Below are 14,953 nucleotides of genomic sequence, written 5' to 3'. Positions count from 1 at the left end.
GCCTTGGCGCGACCTCGGTCCTGCCCGTGCAAGGGAGCGATGCAAGTGTCGGTGTCGGAAGAGAACGCGGACCGGGAGCCGGCCGCACAGCGGGTGAGTGCCTTTCTCGAACGCCGCCGTGAGCAGATCGCCCAACGGTGGGCGGACGCCGCGCTGTTCCGCACGGTCTTCACCGTGTCCCGCGACGAGGCGGTGGAGGCGGGCAGGTCCGTGGCGGCGGCGCTGGCCGCGGTGTCGGCAGCCGGACGGCTGGACGACATCCGGGACGCCGGATTCGAGGCGGTGCGCGACCAACTGGGGCGGATGGCGGCCTCCCGCGCCCGCATGGGGACCGGCGCGGACGGGATCGCCGACGAGGTGGCCGCCCTGCGCGAGCCGGTGACCGAGCTGCTGCGGGCCGAGTTCCCGGATCCGCACGCCCCCGAGGCCCAGGAGTGCGTGCTGGCCCTCACCGTGCTGATGGGCACGCTGCGTCTGGTCGTGCTGGAGACGACGGTCAGCGCGGGCGAGGAGGTGATCGCACGGCAGCGCGAGCAACTGCACGAAGTGGCCACCCCGGTGATCAAACTCTGGGAGAGCACCGTCGCCGTACCGCTGATCGGCACGCTGGACAGCGCGCGCAGCCAGGTGGTCATGGAGAACCTGCTGGACGCGATCGTCGCCGAGCGCGCCCGGTACGCCATCCTCGACATCACCGGCGTGCCCACGGTCGACACCCTGGTCGCCCAGCACCTGATGAAGACCGTCGCCGCGGCCCGGCTGATGGGCGCCGAGTGCATCGTCTCCGGCATCCGCCCCGCCATCGCGCAGACCATCGTCCATCTGGGGATCGACCTCGGCACGGTGCTCACCCGCGCGAGCCTGGCGGACGCGCTGGCCTACGCGCTCAGCCGGCAGGGCGTCGAGATCGCACCGCTCCGGGCGGCCGACGCGGGCGCGCGATGACCGGCCCCTCGGAGAACGGGCCCGCGGGATTCGGGCCGCAGGTCGCCGGGCCGCCGGTCGCCGGACCCTTGGGCGGGCACGGCTTCACGGTGCCGGTCCTGAAGCTGGGCGACATCCTGCTGGTGACCCTCCAGGGGGAGCTGCACGACGGGATGGCCGAGCAGCTCCAGCAGGACATCACCGAACGGGTCGCGCACACCCGGGTGACCGGGGTGGTCATCGACATCTCCGGCGTGGACATCGTCGACTCCTTCTTGGGGCGGGTCCTCGCCGAGATCGCCGCCGGAGCCGGACTGCTGGCCGCCCGTACGGTGCTGGCCGGGATGCGCCCCGCGGTGGCGATCACCCTGGTCGAGCTGGGGCTCACCCTGCCCGGACTGCGCACGGCCCTGGACGTCGAACGAGCGATGGAGCTGCTCACCGCGGGTGAGCCGCAGGACGAGGGGAGTCCGTGATGCAGGCCTCCCGCCACGCCGCCCCGGCCACCCTGCCGATCGGCTCGGACGCCGACCTGGCCTGGGTACGGCAGCAGGTCCGGCAGGCCGCCGCCGAGCTCGGCTTCGGCCTGGTGCAGCAGACCAAGCTCGTCACCGCCGCCAGCGAGCTGGCCCGCAACACCCTCGTCCACGGCGGCGGTGGCCATGTGGAGATCACCCCACTGGACAGCGGGCCGTCGCCCGGCCTGCGGCTGGCCTTCGTCGACGCCGGGCCCGGCATCCGCGACCTGGACCAGGCGCTGACCGACGGCTACACCAGCGGCGGCGGGCTCGGACTCGGCCTGAGCGGGGCCAGGCGGCTGGTCCACGAGTTCGAGGTGGACAGCCGGCCCGGTGAGGGGACCACCGTCACCGTCGCCGCCTGGGCCACGGTCGTGCCGCCGTCCCGGCCGGGGTCGTGATGAGCAGGGTGTGGGACGTGCCGGTGGACGACTCGACCCGGGTGCGGGACGTCCGGGTGGCGGCCGAGGCGGCCAGCGAGTGCGCCGGACTCGGCTCGCACCGCACCGCGACCGCGGCGCTCGTGGCGACGGAGCTGGCGACCAACCTGGTGCGGCACGCGGACGGCGGGTACGTCGTCATCAACCTGGTCGAGCGCGCACCCGCCGACGGCGGGCGCCTGTCCGTGCAGCTCGTCGCGCTCGACCACGGCCCGGGCATCCCGGACGTCGCGGCGGCGATGCGCGACGGCTACACCACCGCCGCCTCCCTGGGCGCCGGCCTCGGCACGTGCCGGCGCATAGCGAACGACTTCGACCTGCACAGCGCCCCCGGCCGGGGCACCGTGGCCGTGGCCCGCATCGACCACGAACCCCCCGCCGACCGGCATCGCACGCCCCCGCGGGGTCTGCGCGCAGGCGGCGTCAACGTCCCCCTCGGCCGGGCCGAGTACTCCGGCGACGCCTGGAGCCGGGTGTGCGCCGGCGACCGCGTGACCCTGCTGCTCGCCGACGGGCTCGGCCATGGGGACAAGGCCGCCGAGGCGTCCGGCGCCGCCGTGGACGCGCTGCGCGGCGTGGCCGACCGGCCGCCCGCCGAGATACTGGGCCATCTGGGCCGGACCCTGCGCCGCACCCGGGGCGCGGCCGTCGCCGTGGCCCAACTCGACCTCGCAGCCGGGCGGTTGCACTTCGCCGGGATCGGCAACGTCGGCGCCCGCCTGCGCACCGCCGGCACCTGGAAGGCGATGCTGTCCCAGCCCGGCATCGTGGGCGCGCAGGCCCCGGCGTCCGTGAGCGTGCAGCGCGAGCCGTGGCAGGACGACAGCCTGATCCTGCTGCACAGCGACGGCCTGCCCGGCCGCTGGACGCCACCCGAGGACGCCGTGCTCCTCGGCTGCGACCCGGCGGTGGTGGCCGCGGTGGTCCTCCGGGACGCGGGCAGTGCGGCTCGTCCGGCGCGGGACGACACGTGTGTGGCGGTGCTGGGTGGCGGCGGCGGGGAGAGTCGGCACTGACCTTCCGCGGCTTTCCGCGGTTACGGCCCGTCGGCCGGGTCGGTCCCGTCAGCCCCGCCGGCACGGCGCAACCCCGCGTCCCGAGCCGCGAGAAACCCCCGCAACCCCCGGCTCAGCGCCACCCGTTCCGCCGGTTCCATCGCCGCCAGCGCCGCGGCCAGGGCCTGTGCCCGGCGGCCGGCGACGTCGCCCAGGACATGCCGTCCGTGTGGGGTGAGCCACAGCTGCACCTCACGGCGGGTATCGGGGTGCGGAGCGCGTTCCAGGAGGCCGGCCGCCGCCAGGCGGTCGCAGAGGCGACTGGCCGTGGGCAGGCCGATGTCCAGCCGGTCCGCCAGGGCCGTCAGGTTCAGGCCGGGCGCGGCCTCCAGGGCACGCAGCGCCCGCAGTTGGTGCAGGGACAGGCGCAGGGGCGCATCCTGGGCGGCGTCCGACCACAGGGCCGTCAGGCTCTCCACGGCGTCGGCTATCTGTGCCGCGACGGCCTCCGGCCCGTCGCCCGGTCCCCTCACCCGGGGATCGCCGGGGCCGCCGAGATCGGTCACAAAACGGTCACTTTCCATAAGCTCCGGGTACTGCGGAGGTCGCCCTCTTTCAAAGGCTGTACCCGATGAGCCGAGGGGCAAGCCGCCTCGTTCGGCGCCCGGCCGGGCCGGGAAGCTTAGCCCGCGCTGAGCCCCGACAGCGCGGCGAGCGGCAGCGTGTGCTGGGTCTGGAGGACCTTCGCGCGCAGGTAGCGGACGTTGTGCGCGGTGGTGAAGACGCCCGTGGGGACGCGGTCGCGGACGTCCACGCCCAGGTCGCGCAGCTGGGCGGCCTTGTCGGGGTTGTTGGAGAGCAGGTCCAGCTCGCCGATGCCCAGGGCCCGGAGCATCTGGGCCGCCGCCGTGTAGTCGCGGGCGTCCTCCGGCAGCCCCAGGGCCGCGTTCGCCTCGTAGGTGTCGAGGCCCTCGTCCTGGAGGGCGTAGGCGTCGAGCTTGTTGTAGAGGCCGATGCCGCGGCCCTCCTGGCGGAGGTAGAGGAGCACGCCGCCGCGCTCGGCTATGCGCTCGACGGCCTCGCGCAGCTGCGGACCGCAGTCGCAGCGGGCCGAGCCGAACACGTCCCCGGTCAGGCACTCGGAGTGCAGCCGCACCAGCGGAACCGGGCCGGGCTCGCCCAGGACGACGGCCACGTGCTCCTGGCCGTCGGCCAGGCCGTGGAAGGTGACGACGTCGGCGTCGACCTCGTAGCCGTCGTGGAAGCGCAGCGGGACCCGGACGCGGGAGCGCGGGGTGGCGAGGACAGCGGGGGTGTCGGGCATGCGGGGCCTCCGGGTTCCGTTCCTGTTCGGCTGCACAGCCGTCGGCTTGCAGGCTGCTTCAGATTTGAAGCAGATCCACGCCCGGAACCCTACTCTTGCTTTAAATTTGAAGCAATGAGATCGCGGCGCGTTGTGACGTGCCTCACGAACAGGCCGTGGAGGACCTCCGTCGCCACGGCACGTCGTCCGACGCCGGCCGTGTCCCGTCCTCCTGGAGCCCCTGCGCGATCGCCATGGAGATCTCCTCCAGTTGCCCCACCTGCTCCTCGCTGAGCCGGTCGAACAGGAAGCTCCGCACGGTGTCGACATGCCCGGGCGCCGCCCGGTCCAGTACGGCGAACCCGTCGTCGGTCAGGGCCGCGATACTGCCCCGCTTGTCGTACCGGCAGGCCTCGCGCCGCACCATGCCGTCCTTCTCCAGCCGTGTCACCGCGTACGTCAGCCGGCTGCGCGTGATCTTCAGCCGCTCGGCGAGATCGGTCATGCGCAGCCGCCGCTCCGGGGACTCCGACAGGACGGACAGGATGGAGTAGTACAGGTGCGGCATGCCGGCGTCCTGCTGGAGCTGCCGGTCGATCGCGTCCTCCAGGAGCAGCGAGGCGGCGATGTACGCGCGCCAGGCGCGTTGCTCCTCGGGGGTGAGCCAGCGAGTCGTCATGCCTCCAGTGTAGGTTTGTTTCAAACTTGAACCAAGCCCGTCCGGTCAGTCCGCCGTCCGCCACGAGTTTCCACGAGCCGGGAGCGTCGATGCCCCACCCGTACGTCCTGCTGTCCGCCGCCGTCTCCCTCGACGGCTACCTGGACGACACCGGTCCCGAACGCCTGCTCCTGTCCAGCCCGGCCGACTTCGACCGGGTCGACGAGGTCCGGGCGTCCGTCGACGCGATCCTGATCGGCGCCGGCACCGTCCGCGCCGACAACCCGCGCCTGCTGGTCAACTCCGCCGAGCGACGAGCCGCCCGCGCGGCCGCCGGCCGGCCGGAGTACCCCCTCAAGGTCACCGTCAGCGGCTCCGGCGACCTCGACCCGGCGGCACAGTTCTGGCACACCGGCGGTGAGAAGGTCCTCTACACCACCGACAAGGGCGCCGAACGCGCCCGTGCCCTCGGCCTCGCCACCGATGCCACCGACGTCGTCCCCCTCGGCGCCGACCTCGACTGGCGGCGGCTCCTCACCCACCTGCACGACGTCCGCGGCGTACGACGGCTCATGGTCGAGGGCGGCGGCCTGATCCACACCCAGCTCCTCACCCAGGGCCTGGCCGACGAACTCCAGCTGGTCCTCGCCCCGCTCTTCGTGGGCGACCCCGGGGCACCCCGCCTCTTCGGACCCGGCGGCTACCAGCCCGGCCGGCTCCGGCTGCTGGAGACCCGGCGGATCGAGGACGTGGTCCTCATGCGCTACGAGCCCACCGCTCCCGGCACCGGCCCCCTCCCCGTCGCCGCCGACCACCACTGGCTGGCCCTCGCCTGCGAACTGGCGGCCCAGTGCCCGCCGTCGGACACGGCGTTCAGCGTCGGCGCGGTGATGGTCGCGGCCGACGGCACGGAACTGGCCCGCGGCCACTCCCGCGAGGGCGGCGACCCGGTCGTGCACGCCGAGGAGGCGGCCCTGGCGAAGACCGACCCGGCCGACCCCAGGATCGCCGGCGCCACGGTCTACAGCAGCCTGGAGCCCTGCGCCCGCCGGGCCTCCCGCCCCGCGCCCTGCGCCCGGCTGATCCTCGACGCGGGCGTACGACGTGTGGTCACGGCCTGGCGCGAGCCGGACACCTTCGTGGCGGGGGCCGACGGCAGCGGCGTCCTGGCGGCCGCGGGGGTGGAGGTCGTCGTCCTCCCGGAGCACGAGGAGCGGGCCAAGGCCCCGAACCGCCACCTGCCGCACTGAGCGCGGGCCGAGCGGCCCAACAGATCCTGCGCCCTCGCCGCCTCCCGGGTCGTCCTGCCTTCAGGGCCGGTGCGACAGCGCGGAGGCAGCGGGCATGTAGGCAGCGGGGAGACGACGTACGACAGCGCTCCTGCTCGTGCCCCCGCTCCCCGCGCGCGCCCTCCTCGCCTTCCTCCTGCGGGGCCGCCGGCCCGGACGCCCGCCCCATGGGTCCGGCCCTGCCCGCCGACGCGCCCTTCACGCACCCCGGCGTCCTCGTCGACCGGGCCCAGCCGGACCGCGGAGATCGTGCGGCACACGCGTGGCGGGGGCTGGCCCGCCGAGCGGGTGCGGCGCTTCGAGGGCATGCTGGGCACGGCCCGCCTCCCCGAAGTCGCCGCCACGAACCCCGAGTTCACCGGCAGCGTGGACCCGGTGGCGACCGACGCCGTCATCGCCGTCGCCGTCTTCCTCGACGCCCACCGGGCCTGCGGGCCATGCCCTGGAGCGCTTTCCGGGAGCGCGTGCCCGCCTACTTCTACCCGGAGAAGGACGGCCCCGCGCCGCTCACCGTGCCCGGCTCCGGTCTCGCCACCCCGCAGCGGATGACGGCGTACTGGTCCGGGCAGGCCACCTGCCGGGACGGCGTCACCCAGGAGACCTGCCGCGGCTTCCAGCACGCCGACGCCGCGCTCGCCGCCACCGCCCACATCGCCGGCCCGGCACCAGGGCGTCGACCTCTACGCCGAGGCCGAGGACCGGCTGACGGCCGCGCTCACCCGGGCCGCTGAGCACGGGTGTGCGCGAGCTGTCCCGCGGATGGCGTACACTGGAGTCACAACGACGCGGGGTGGAGCAGCTCGGTAGCTCGCTGGGCTCATAACCCAGAGGTCGCAGGTTCAAATCCTGTCCCCGCTACTGAAGGCCGAGGGCCGGAATCCGAAAGGGTTCCGGCCTTCGGTGTTTTTCCTGAGCTGCTCATTACTGTCGGTGAGTGCATCACACCGCTCCGCGTAACAACTGACACACCGTCAAAACTCGTGAGTCACTTAGGAAGCGGTCAACTCGCCCGATTTAAGCCGGTCGTGGCAGGTTGGTCCGCGGGAAAAAGGTTAATGATCAAGTGGAATCGCTGGAATCCCCACCGCGCGTCTATTAACGTTCGATAACGCAGCGCGGTCGTCCCAGCCGTCACAGAAGGCGGCTCCGTGCGCACGCGCCGAATCCCGAAAGGGAACCGGGGAACCACCACTTGGGGTGAATCGCGCGTAGACCGCCGTGGAAGCACGGCCGGTATACGCGCGTAGGAGACCTTCCTGCTCCGAACCCGTCAGCTAACCCGGTAGGCGAGAAGGAAGGAAAGGAGTACGCCCACGTGGCGTCCAACCGGCCTGCCTCCGCGGCCCCGTCCGCGCCGAACCAGCGCGACACCGAGACTTTCGGCTACGGCGGTCACCGCACCGATGAGGGCCCGTTCCAGGAATGGAACCCCACCGCGGAGTCCATCCGTCCCGTCCGCGGCCGGCATCGCGTCACCAAGCAGCGCGGCGGCGGGCTCGCCCGCAGTTCCACCGTCCTGGGCGTCGGCGTCATAGCCGCCGTGGGCGCGGGCGGCATGGCCAGCGCACAGACCGGCAAGCCGCCGGTGTCGATCTCCGTTGCGGACCTGCCCTCGGTGGGTTCCCTCATCTCGGACGAGGAAACACCCGAAGGCTCCGCCACCCCGCTCAGCGACCTCGCCACGGCGGCCGCCGACACCGAGCAGGGCACCTCCGGCGCCGGTGAGGCGCTGCGCGCCCGGATCATGGCGCAGGTCGAGCACCAGCAGGAACAGATCGAGACCAAGGCCGCGCAGGACGCCGCCGAAGCCGCCCAGAAGGCAGCCGCGGAGGCCGTCGCCAAGGCGGAGAAGGAAGCCAAGGCCAAGGCCGCCGAAGCCAAGAAGAAGGCGGAGGAGGAGGCCCGGAAGAAGGCCGAGGCCGAGCGGCTCGCCGCCCTCGCCAAGCAGTACACGCTGCCGACCTCCGCGTACACCATCACCTCGACCTTCGGTCAGGCCGGCGCCTACTGGTCCTCCGGCTACCACACCGGCCTCGACTTCGCCGCCCCCACCGGCACGCCGATCAAGGCGGTGCACAGCGGCACCATCACCGAGGCGGGCTGGAACGGGTCGTACGGCTACAAGACGGTCCTCACCCTCGATGACGGCACCGAGATCTGGTACGCGCACCAGTCGTCCATCGGCGTCAGTGTCGGCCAGAAGGTCAGCACGGGTGACGTCATCGGCCGCGTGGGCGCGACCGGCAACGTCACCGGGGCGCACCTGCACCTGGAGGTGCACACCGGTGGGTCCACCAACGGGGTCGACCCGCTGGCGTGGTTGCGGGGCAAGGGCCTGAACGTCTGAGCCTGTGCGGGGAGCGGTGTTTGCGGGAACTTTGCGCCTGTTGTGGAATGAGCCGTTCCCCTACGGCCGTTGACACGGAGCATGACGTCTCTTCGCAAGCTCGGCTCCTCCGACCTCGAGGTCTTCCCGCTCGCCCTCGGCGGCAACGTCTTCGGCTGGACCGCCGACGAGGCACAGTCGTTCGCCGTCCTCGACGCGTACACGGCCGCCGGCGGCAACTTCGTCGACACCGCCGACTCCTACTCGGCCTGGGCCGAGGGCAACCAGGGCGGTGAGTCCGAGACCGTCCTCGGCAAGTGGCTCACGTCACGTGGCAACCGCGCGGACGTCGTCGTCGCCACGAAGGTCAGCCAGCACCCCGAGTTCCGCGGCCTGTCCGCCGCCACCATCAAGGCCGCCGCCGACGCCTCCCTGCGGCGCCTCGGCACCGACTACATCGACCTCTACTACACCCACTTCGACCAGCCCGACGTGCCGGTGGAGGAGATCATCGGTGCGCTCGACGAACTCGTGCTGGCCGGGAAGGTGCGGTACATCGCCGCCTCCAACATCTCCGCGGAGCGGCTGCGGGCCTCCCTGGAGTTCTCCGACCGCGAGGGGCTCGCCCGGTACGTGGCCCTCCAGCCCCACTACAACCTGGTCTCCCGCGACACCTACGAGGGTGAACTCCAGGACCTCGCCGAGCGGACCGGCCTGGCGGCTGTGCCGTACTACGCGCTCGCCTCGGGCTTCCTCACCGGCAAGTACCGGCCCGGCACGACCGTCGACAGCGCGCGGGCGGGCGGTGCCGCGAAGCACCTGGAGACCGAGCGGGGCCGCCGGGTCCTCGACTCCCTCGACGAGATCGCCGCGGCCCACGGCGTCCCCGTCGCCACGGTCGCCCTCGCCTGGCTCGCGGCGCAGCCGACGGTGGCGGCGCCGATCGCTTCCGCGCGGACGGTGGAGCAGCTGCCCGCGCTGGTCGGGGTGGGGGAGCTGAGGCTGACGGAGGCGGAGATCGGGCGGCTTACCGAGGCTTCGGAGGCTTCGGGCTGAGCGGTTCCTCCGGGCCGCCGGGGGCTGGGGCTTTCCTGCCCCCGGCGGCTGGGCTCGGTTACGACCGGTACGGGTTGTACGCCGGGTACGCCGGGTACGGCGCTGTCGATGCCGTCTGCATTGCCGGCGTCGTCGGACAGCCGTACCCGTACGCCCCGTGCACCGGCCAGGGCGGGGCCGCCACCGGTACCGGCGGGGCCGTGATCCGCGCGGCGTAGTCCAGGGCGGGGCGGGCCGCCTCCCGGCGCCGCCACAGTTCGCCCAGCAGTTCTCGTTCCCGTAGGACGAAGTCGGCACCGGCGCGGCCGCGGCGGCCCCGGTGCCGCAGGAACGCCAGGGACGTCGCGTACGCCTCGTACTGCGCGACCTCCCGCGCCGCCGCCCTGCCCGCGTGGCGGCGGGCGTACTGGCGGGCGATCCGCCGCGCCCGCATCGAGCCGAGCGCGTACGGCTCGACCGGGGACAGCCACCCGGCCACGGCGTAGGCGGGCAGCTCCGCCCGTACGGTCTTCAGCTCCCGCTGCCGGGTCCAGATCACCAGCCACGTCAGTAGCCCGAAGATGGGCACCATGAACGCCGCGTACACGGCGAAGAACCCGTACTCGCCGAACGTCGACGAGCCGTTCCACATCGCGTGCATGCCCATCGCGAGCAGCAGCCCGGAGAGCGGGAAGGCGACACGGCGGACGTGCTGGCGGTCCGCCGCGAGCGCGGAGATGCCGAAGCCGATGCCGGTGAGGACGGTGAACAGCGGGTGCGCGAACGGCGACATGATGATGCGCACGAAGAACGTCGCCGCCGTGACGGAGGCGATGCCGGTGCCGCCGGTGAGCTGGTCGGTGCCGAAGGCGGTGCCCAGGTAGAGGATGTTCTCCGTGAACGCGAAGCCGGTGGCGGTGACGCCGGCCGTGACCACTCCGTCGAGGATGCCGGTGAAGTCGCGGCGCCGGAAGAGGAAGACCAGTAGGACAGCCGCCGCCTTGGCCGTCTCCTCGACCACCGGGGCTATGACGGTCGCGCCCAGCGTGTCCGCGCGGGACGGATCCGCCGTCGCCGTCGCTATCCATCTGGTCGCGAAGCTGTTGGCGACGATCGCTATCAGCGCCGCCGCGCAGGCGCCCCAGGCGAAGCAGAACAGCAGGTTCCGCCAGGGGCCCGGTTCGACCCGGTCCAGCCAGCGGAACGCGGCCATGAGCAGGGGCACCGGGAGCGTGGCCAGCCCCAGCCCGACCAGGAACCCTTCCGTACCGGTCTCTTCGCGGACCAGGGCGAGGATGACGAGGCCGGATATCGCGAGGAGCGTGGTCAGCGCGCCGTAACGCACCCAGGCGCGCTGCCACCAGTGGGCGTGCCGCAGGGGGTCGGCGGTGGGTGCGCCGGTGAGGGGAGCAGTGGGATAGGGGTGTGGGGGGCAGGTGGCCACGGCATTGACCCTAACGACGGCGGGGCGCTGTCCGCAGGCGGAAGATGTGCCAGGTGCGGTCAGGCGCTGGTGGGGGGCTGGTCCACGTGCTGTACGCGACGGAAGAGGAGGTCGTTCACGACATGTCCCTTGTCCAGTCCCTGGCCCTCGAAACGGGTCAGGGGACGGAAGTCGGGACGGGGCGCGAAACCGCCGTCCGCCTGCGTGTTCTCGAAGTCGGGGTGTGCCGTGAGTACGTCGAGCATCTGTTCGGCGTACGGTTCCCAGTCGGTGGCGCAGTGCAGGATCGCGCCGGGCTTGAGGCGGGTGGCGGCGAGGGTCAGGAAGTCGGGCTGGATGAGCCTGCGCTTGTGGTGCCGCTTCTTGGGCCAGGGGTCGGGGAAATAGACGCGCAGGCCGTCGAGGGAGTCCGGGGTGAGCATCTCGCGGAGGAGGATGATCGCGTCGCCGTTGCCGACCCGGATGTTGGACAGGCCGTTGTGGTCGGCGAGGTTGAGCAGGTTGCCCTGGCCGGGGGTGTGGACGTCGACGGCGAGGATGTTGGTGGCGGGGTCGGCTGCGGCCATCTGGGCGGTGGCCTCGCCCATGCCGAAGCCGATCTCCAGGACGACGGGGTTGTCGTTGCCGAACAGGTCGGCCAGGTCGAGGGTTCGGCTGCCGTCGATGTCGAGGCCCCACTTGGGCCACAGCCGCTGAAGCGCGTCCGCCTGGCCTGCTGTGACCCGGCTCCGCCGCGGCTGGAAACTCCGGATCCGCCGCTCGAAGTGCGACCCGGCGGGATCGGCCTTCGGCCCCTCGGGAAAGCGCGGCTCACCCTTGGCCCGGGCGCGCCGGGCGGCGGAACCGGGGGTTTCGGGCTGGGGGGTTTCGGGGGTGTTCACGGAGTCAGACACAGTGAGGCCGATTTTACGGCCGTCGCCCATGCGCCGGGTGGTGGGTCGGGGCCGCGCCGGGGGTGCCCGTCCTCGGAAGGGCGTGATGGGCTCGGACACCGACTGGCTGTCCGTTGACGCGCCAACCGCTGCGGGCGGACGCCCCCCCGACACGTCCCCTTCCGTGCGTCGGCGGCTGCGGGCGCGTCGTGGCCGCTCCAGCGCCGTCGCCGCCCTGGCTGCGGGTCGGTGCTCCGCCCAGCGGGGCCGGTGGTCCGCAACAGCTTGGGGGAGGGTGGGCGCAGCGGCACCTCGTCGCGCCGAGCTGCGCGACGCCCCGGCCTCAGCAGTCACGCCGAGCACCTCGAACCCCCCAGCGACTGGTCAGTCACAGCGCGCTCAACGCTCTGCGCGCCACCTCCCTGCCGATCGGCAAGGACGCCGTAGCCGCGGGAGACGGCGCGTTCAGCACATGCACCGTCCGCGGCGCCTCGCGGATCAGGAAGTCGTCCACCAAGGTCCCGTCCCGCAGCACCGCCTGCGCCCGAACCCCCGCCGCCGTCGGCACCAGGTCGTCCTCGGACACCCCGGGCAACAACCTCCGCACCGCCTCCGTGAACGCCCCCTTGGACACCGACCGGCGCAGCTCCCCCGCCCCGTACCGCCAGTGCCGGCGGGCGATCCGCCAGGAGCCCGGCCAGGCCAGCGTCGACCCCAGCTCCCGCACCCGGACCGTCCCCCACCCGTACCCCTCGCGGGCCAGCGCCGGCACCGCGTTGGGCCCGATGTGGACACCCCCGTCGATCCCGCGCGTGAGATGCACCCCGAGGAACGGGAACGCCGGGTCGGGGACCGGATACACCAGACCCCGCACCAGCTCCGGTCGGGCCAGCTCGTAGTACTCGCCCCGGAACGGCACGATCCGGACGTCCGGGTCGTCCCCGGTCAGCCGGGCGATCTCGTCGCTGTACAGGCCCGCGCAGTTCACCAGCACCCGTCCGCGTACGACGTCCCCGGCGGCCGTGAGCACGGCGACTCCCCGCTCGGGGCGGCGGTCGACGCGGACGACCCGCGTGCCGTAGCGGATCTCCGCGCCCGAGCCGTGGGCCAGCTGGCGGGCGACCGCGACGAAGTCGCAGATGCCGGTCGTACCGACGTGTATCGCGGCGAGGCCCCGCACCTCCGGCTCGTACTCCGCGATCTGGGACGCACCCAGTTCACGGACCGGGATGCCGTTCTCCCGGCCGCGCTGCACGAGCGCGTGCAGGCGGGGCAGCTCGGAGCGGTCGGTCGCGACGATCAGCTTGCCGGTCACGGCGTGCGGGATGCCGTATTCGGCGCAGAATTTGACCATCTCGGCGGCGCCCCGCACCGCGTAGCGCGCCTTGAGGGAGCCGGGGCGGTAGTAGATGCCGCTGTGGATGACGCCGCTGTTGCGGCCGGTCTGGTGCCGGGCCGGGCCCGCTTCCTTCTCCAGGACCGTGACACGTGTGCCCGGTGCGGCGCGTGTGATGGCGTACGCCGTGGACAGACCGACGATCCCCCCGCCGATCACCAGCACGTCACAGTCGTACGCGATCTCCGGCACCCGCGCCACCTCCCGCTTCGATAGTGCACTGCGCCACTGACAATGCCTTCAAACGCGGGGGGTGGCAGCATGCCTGCCCGGCTAGGCCGGAGCCATCAGCAGCGGCCGGGCGCGCTCGCGCAGCTCGACCACACGCGGTTCGTCGCCGTACGGCTCCAGCCGGTGCAGGAGGTCCTTGACGTACTCCGTCGTGCGGGCCGAGGAGATGCGCCCGGCGACCTCCACCGCCCGTACGCCCTGCTCGCACGCCGCGTCCAGGTTGCCCGACTCCAGTTCGGCGACCGCCGAGACGACCAGGCGCAGGCCGTGGGAGCGGACGAACTCCTCGGTGGGTTTCGACAGGGCCTGTTCCGTGAAGCGGCGGACCTGGCGGGGCGCCTTGAGGTCGCGGTAGCACTCGGCCGCGTCGGCGGCGAAGCGGTCGTAGGAGTAGAAGCCGAGCCAGCTCGGGTCGTTGTCGCCGGGGCGGGCGCGCTCCAGCCAGCTCTCGGCCGCCTTCAGGGCGCCCCCGGCCGCCTGGGCGTCACCCGCACGCGCGTGTGCCCGGGCCTCGACGAGGCGGAAGAAGCTCATGGTGCGGGCCGTGGCCAGCCCGCGGTTGCGCTCCAGGGCGGCCTGGGCGAGGTCCACGCCCTCGTCGCCGAAGCCGCGGTAGGTGGCCTGGAGGGACATGGAGGCCAGGACGTAGCCCCCGAGGGGGACGTCCGCCGCCGCCCGGGCCAGGCGCAGGGCCTGGATGTAGTAGCGCTGGGCCGCTTCCTGCTGGCCCGTGTCGAAGGCCATCCAGCCCGCGAGCCGGGTGAGTTCGGCGGAGGCGCCGAAGAGGGCCCGGCCGACCTCGTCGGAGTAGGAGCCGAGCAGGAGGGGAGCCGCCTCCACCCTTAAGCACTCGGGGACCATCGACGAACGCCAGTCGCCGCCGCCGTACTTGGAGTCCCAGCGCCGCGCGTCCTCGGCGGCCTCCCGCAGCTTCTGCACATCGCTGTGGCCGACTTTGAGCGGTGCGCCGGACCCCTCGCCGGGGTCCACGTCACGCGCGACCGAACTGTCGGCCGGGGTTATCAGCCATCGTGAGGCGGGCGTCGCGTACGCGCTCACCGCGAACGATCCGGCCAGCGACTGCCAGATGCCGCCGGAACCGGCGCGGCGGCCTGCGAGGTCGAGACGGTACAGCTCCGTCGCGGACTTCACCGCCTGTCCGACGTCCCGCGGGAAGGCGAGGCCGACTTCGGGCGCGGGGTCCGCGTCCGCCAGGCCGATCTCGTGCAGCGGCACCGGCCGGCCGAGTTTCTGGCCGATGGCGGCGGCGATGAGGTGCGGCGCCGCACCCTGCGGCACCATGCCCTTCGACACCCAGCGCGCCACCGACGTCTTGTCATAGCGAAGTGTCAGTCCTCGCTGAGCGCCAAGATCGTTGACGCGCCGCGCGAGGCCTGCGTTGCTGATTCCCGCGAGGGCGAGAACGGTGCCGAGTTTTTCGTTCGGCCCGCGTTGCTCCCTGGACATGCGCCACCCCTCGACACAGACGGCTGCCGACGTTGGCATAACCACGCGGCATTCG

At 72.8% G+C, this 14,953-nt stretch carries 15 protein-coding genes, 1 tRNA gene and 1 riboswitch; of the genes, 9 read left to right on the top strand and 7 right to left on the bottom strand.

Annotation, left to right across the window (positions count from 1 at the left end; translation table 11 throughout):
- Positions 1-39 precede the first annotated feature (39 nt).
- From HDA41_RS18940 to HDA41_RS18925, 4 genes are read left to right on the top strand one after another with little or no spacing between them, the layout of a single operon-like run.
- Positions 40-945 carry an STAS domain-containing protein gene (locus tag HDA41_RS18940; protein WP_184985473.1) on the top strand — a complete coding sequence of 302 codons (906 nt, stop codon included), beginning with the start codon at positions 40-42 and terminating at the stop codon, positions 943-945.
- Positions 942-1,400, top strand: a complete 459-nt coding sequence (locus HDA41_RS18935) for an STAS domain-containing protein (RefSeq protein WP_230299732.1) — start codon at positions 942-944, stop codon at positions 1,398-1,400. Before HDA41_RS18940 ends, HDA41_RS18935 begins: the two co-directional genes overlap by 4 nt.
- Positions 1,400-1,843 carry an anti-sigma regulatory factor gene (locus HDA41_RS18930; RefSeq protein WP_184985470.1) on the top strand — a complete coding sequence of 148 codons (444 nt, stop codon included), beginning with the start codon at positions 1,400-1,402 and terminating at the stop codon, positions 1,841-1,843. Before HDA41_RS18935 ends, HDA41_RS18930 begins: the two co-directional genes overlap by 1 nt.
- A complete protein-coding gene (locus tag HDA41_RS18925; protein ID WP_184985468.1) occupies positions 1,843-2,898 on the top strand; it encodes an ATP-binding SpoIIE family protein phosphatase in 1,056 nt (351 codons plus the stop codon). Before HDA41_RS18930 ends, HDA41_RS18925 begins: the two co-directional genes overlap by 1 nt.
- 20 nt (positions 2,899-2,918) lie before the next feature.
- Here HDA41_RS18925 and HDA41_RS18920 read toward each other — a convergent pair whose 3' ends face one another.
- The 3 genes from HDA41_RS18920 to HDA41_RS18910 form a co-directional block, all read right to left on the bottom strand.
- Complete coding sequence (locus tag HDA41_RS18920) at positions 2,919-3,443, bottom strand: MarR family winged helix-turn-helix transcriptional regulator (protein WP_230299731.1); 525 nt, start codon at positions 3,441-3,443, stop codon at positions 2,919-2,921.
- A gap of 116 nt (positions 3,444-3,559) precedes the next feature.
- Positions 3,560-4,201, bottom strand: coding sequence for a GTP cyclohydrolase II (locus HDA41_RS18915; protein WP_184985464.1), 642 nt, complete (start codon positions 4,199-4,201; stop codon positions 3,560-3,562).
- 142 nt (positions 4,202-4,343) lie between these two features.
- Positions 4,344-4,859 carry a MarR family winged helix-turn-helix transcriptional regulator gene (locus tag HDA41_RS18910; RefSeq protein ID WP_184985462.1) on the bottom strand — a complete coding sequence of 172 codons (516 nt, stop codon included), beginning with the start codon at positions 4,857-4,859 and terminating at the stop codon, positions 4,344-4,346.
- 89 nt (positions 4,860-4,948) lie between these two features.
- On the opposite strand from HDA41_RS18910, the gene HDA41_RS18905 reads away from it, so the two are divergent.
- The 5 genes from HDA41_RS18905 to HDA41_RS18885 all read left to right on the top strand — a co-directional run bounded on the left by HDA41_RS18905 (position 4,949) and on the right by HDA41_RS18885 (position 9,509).
- Positions 4,949-6,088: a dihydrofolate reductase family protein gene (locus tag HDA41_RS18905; RefSeq protein WP_184985460.1), complete on the top strand. Its 1,140-nt coding sequence runs from the start codon at positions 4,949-4,951 to the stop codon at positions 6,086-6,088.
- Positions 6,089-6,564: 476 nt separating this feature from the next.
- Positions 6,565-6,858 carry a hypothetical protein gene (locus HDA41_RS18900; RefSeq protein ID WP_184985458.1) on the top strand — a complete coding sequence of 98 codons (294 nt, stop codon included), beginning with the start codon at positions 6,565-6,567 and terminating at the stop codon, positions 6,856-6,858.
- A gap of 53 nt (positions 6,859-6,911) precedes the next feature.
- Positions 6,912-6,985: transfer RNA gene (locus tag HDA41_RS18895), tRNA-Met, on the top strand.
- A 289-nt stretch (positions 6,986-7,274) separates the two neighbouring features.
- A riboswitch (cyclic di-AMP (ydaO/yuaA leader) is annotated at positions 7,275-7,431 on the top strand.
- An 11-nt stretch (positions 7,432-7,442) separates the two neighbouring features.
- A complete protein-coding gene (locus tag HDA41_RS18890) occupies positions 7,443-8,474 on the top strand; it encodes a M23 family metallopeptidase (RefSeq protein WP_184985456.1) in 1,032 nt (343 codons plus the stop codon).
- Between the two features lie 81 nt (positions 8,475-8,555).
- Entirely contained in the window at positions 8,556-9,509 is a 954-nt protein-coding gene (locus HDA41_RS18885; RefSeq protein WP_184985454.1) for an aldo/keto reductase, read from the top strand.
- Positions 9,510-9,567: 58 nt separating this feature from the next.
- On the opposite strand, the gene HDA41_RS18880 is transcribed toward HDA41_RS18885, so the two are convergent.
- The 4 genes from HDA41_RS18880 to HDA41_RS18865 all read right to left on the bottom strand — a co-directional run bounded on the left by HDA41_RS18880 (position 9,568) and on the right by HDA41_RS18865 (position 14,898).
- Positions 9,568-10,932, bottom strand: a complete 1,365-nt coding sequence (locus HDA41_RS18880; RefSeq protein WP_184985452.1) for a PrsW family intramembrane metalloprotease — start codon at positions 10,930-10,932, stop codon at positions 9,568-9,570.
- Between the two features lie 59 nt (positions 10,933-10,991).
- Positions 10,992-11,825, bottom strand: coding sequence for a tRNA (guanosine(46)-N7)-methyltransferase TrmB (trmB, locus tag HDA41_RS18875; protein ID WP_184985450.1), 834 nt, complete (start codon positions 11,823-11,825; stop codon positions 10,992-10,994).
- 367 nt (positions 11,826-12,192) lie between these two features.
- Entirely contained in the window at positions 12,193-13,392 is a 1,200-nt protein-coding gene (gene lhgD, locus HDA41_RS18870) for an L-2-hydroxyglutarate dehydrogenase (RefSeq protein ID WP_376706798.1), read from the bottom strand.
- Between the two features lie 81 nt (positions 13,393-13,473).
- Entirely contained in the window at positions 13,474-14,898 is a 1,425-nt protein-coding gene (locus HDA41_RS18865; protein WP_184985445.1) for an NsdA family TPR-like regulatory protein, read from the bottom strand.
- Positions 14,899-14,953 lie beyond the last annotated feature (55 nt).

The organism is Streptomyces caelestis (genome assembly GCF_014205255.1).
Lineage (GTDB): Bacteria > Actinomycetota > Actinomycetes > Streptomycetales > Streptomycetaceae > Streptomyces > Streptomyces caelestis.
The sequence above is the reverse complement of the archived record's forward strand: the minus strand, read 5'-3'. Positions and strand labels throughout refer to the sequence as shown.

Coding starts and splice junctions, on each gene's coding strand:
- HDA41_RS18940 (WP_184985473.1), top strand. CDS start 40: ATGCAAGTGTCGGTGTCGGAAGAGAACGCGGACCGGGAGCCGGCCGCA.
- HDA41_RS18935 (WP_230299732.1), top strand. CDS start 942: ATGACCGGCCCCTCGGAGAACGGGCCCGCGGGATTCGGGCCGCAGGTC.
- HDA41_RS18930 (WP_184985470.1), top strand. CDS start 1,400: ATGCAGGCCTCCCGCCACGCCGCCCCGGCCACCCTGCCGATCGGCTCG.
- HDA41_RS18925 (WP_184985468.1), top strand. CDS start 1,843: ATGAGCAGGGTGTGGGACGTGCCGGTGGACGACTCGACCCGGGTGCGG.
- HDA41_RS18915 (WP_184985464.1), bottom strand. CDS start 4,201: ATGCCCGACACCCCCGCTGTCCTCGCCACCCCGCGCTCCCGCGTCCGG.
- HDA41_RS18910 (WP_184985462.1), bottom strand. CDS start 4,859: ATGACGACTCGCTGGCTCACCCCCGAGGAGCAACGCGCCTGGCGCGCG.
- HDA41_RS18905 (WP_184985460.1), top strand. CDS start 4,949: ATGCCCCACCCGTACGTCCTGCTGTCCGCCGCCGTCTCCCTCGACGGC.
- HDA41_RS18900 (WP_184985458.1), top strand. CDS start 6,565: ATGCCCTGGAGCGCTTTCCGGGAGCGCGTGCCCGCCTACTTCTACCCG.
- HDA41_RS18885 (WP_184985454.1), top strand. CDS start 8,556: ATGACGTCTCTTCGCAAGCTCGGCTCCTCCGACCTCGAGGTCTTCCCG.
- HDA41_RS18865 (WP_184985445.1), bottom strand. CDS start 14,898: ATGTCCAGGGAGCAACGCGGGCCGAACGAAAAACTCGGCACCGTTCTC.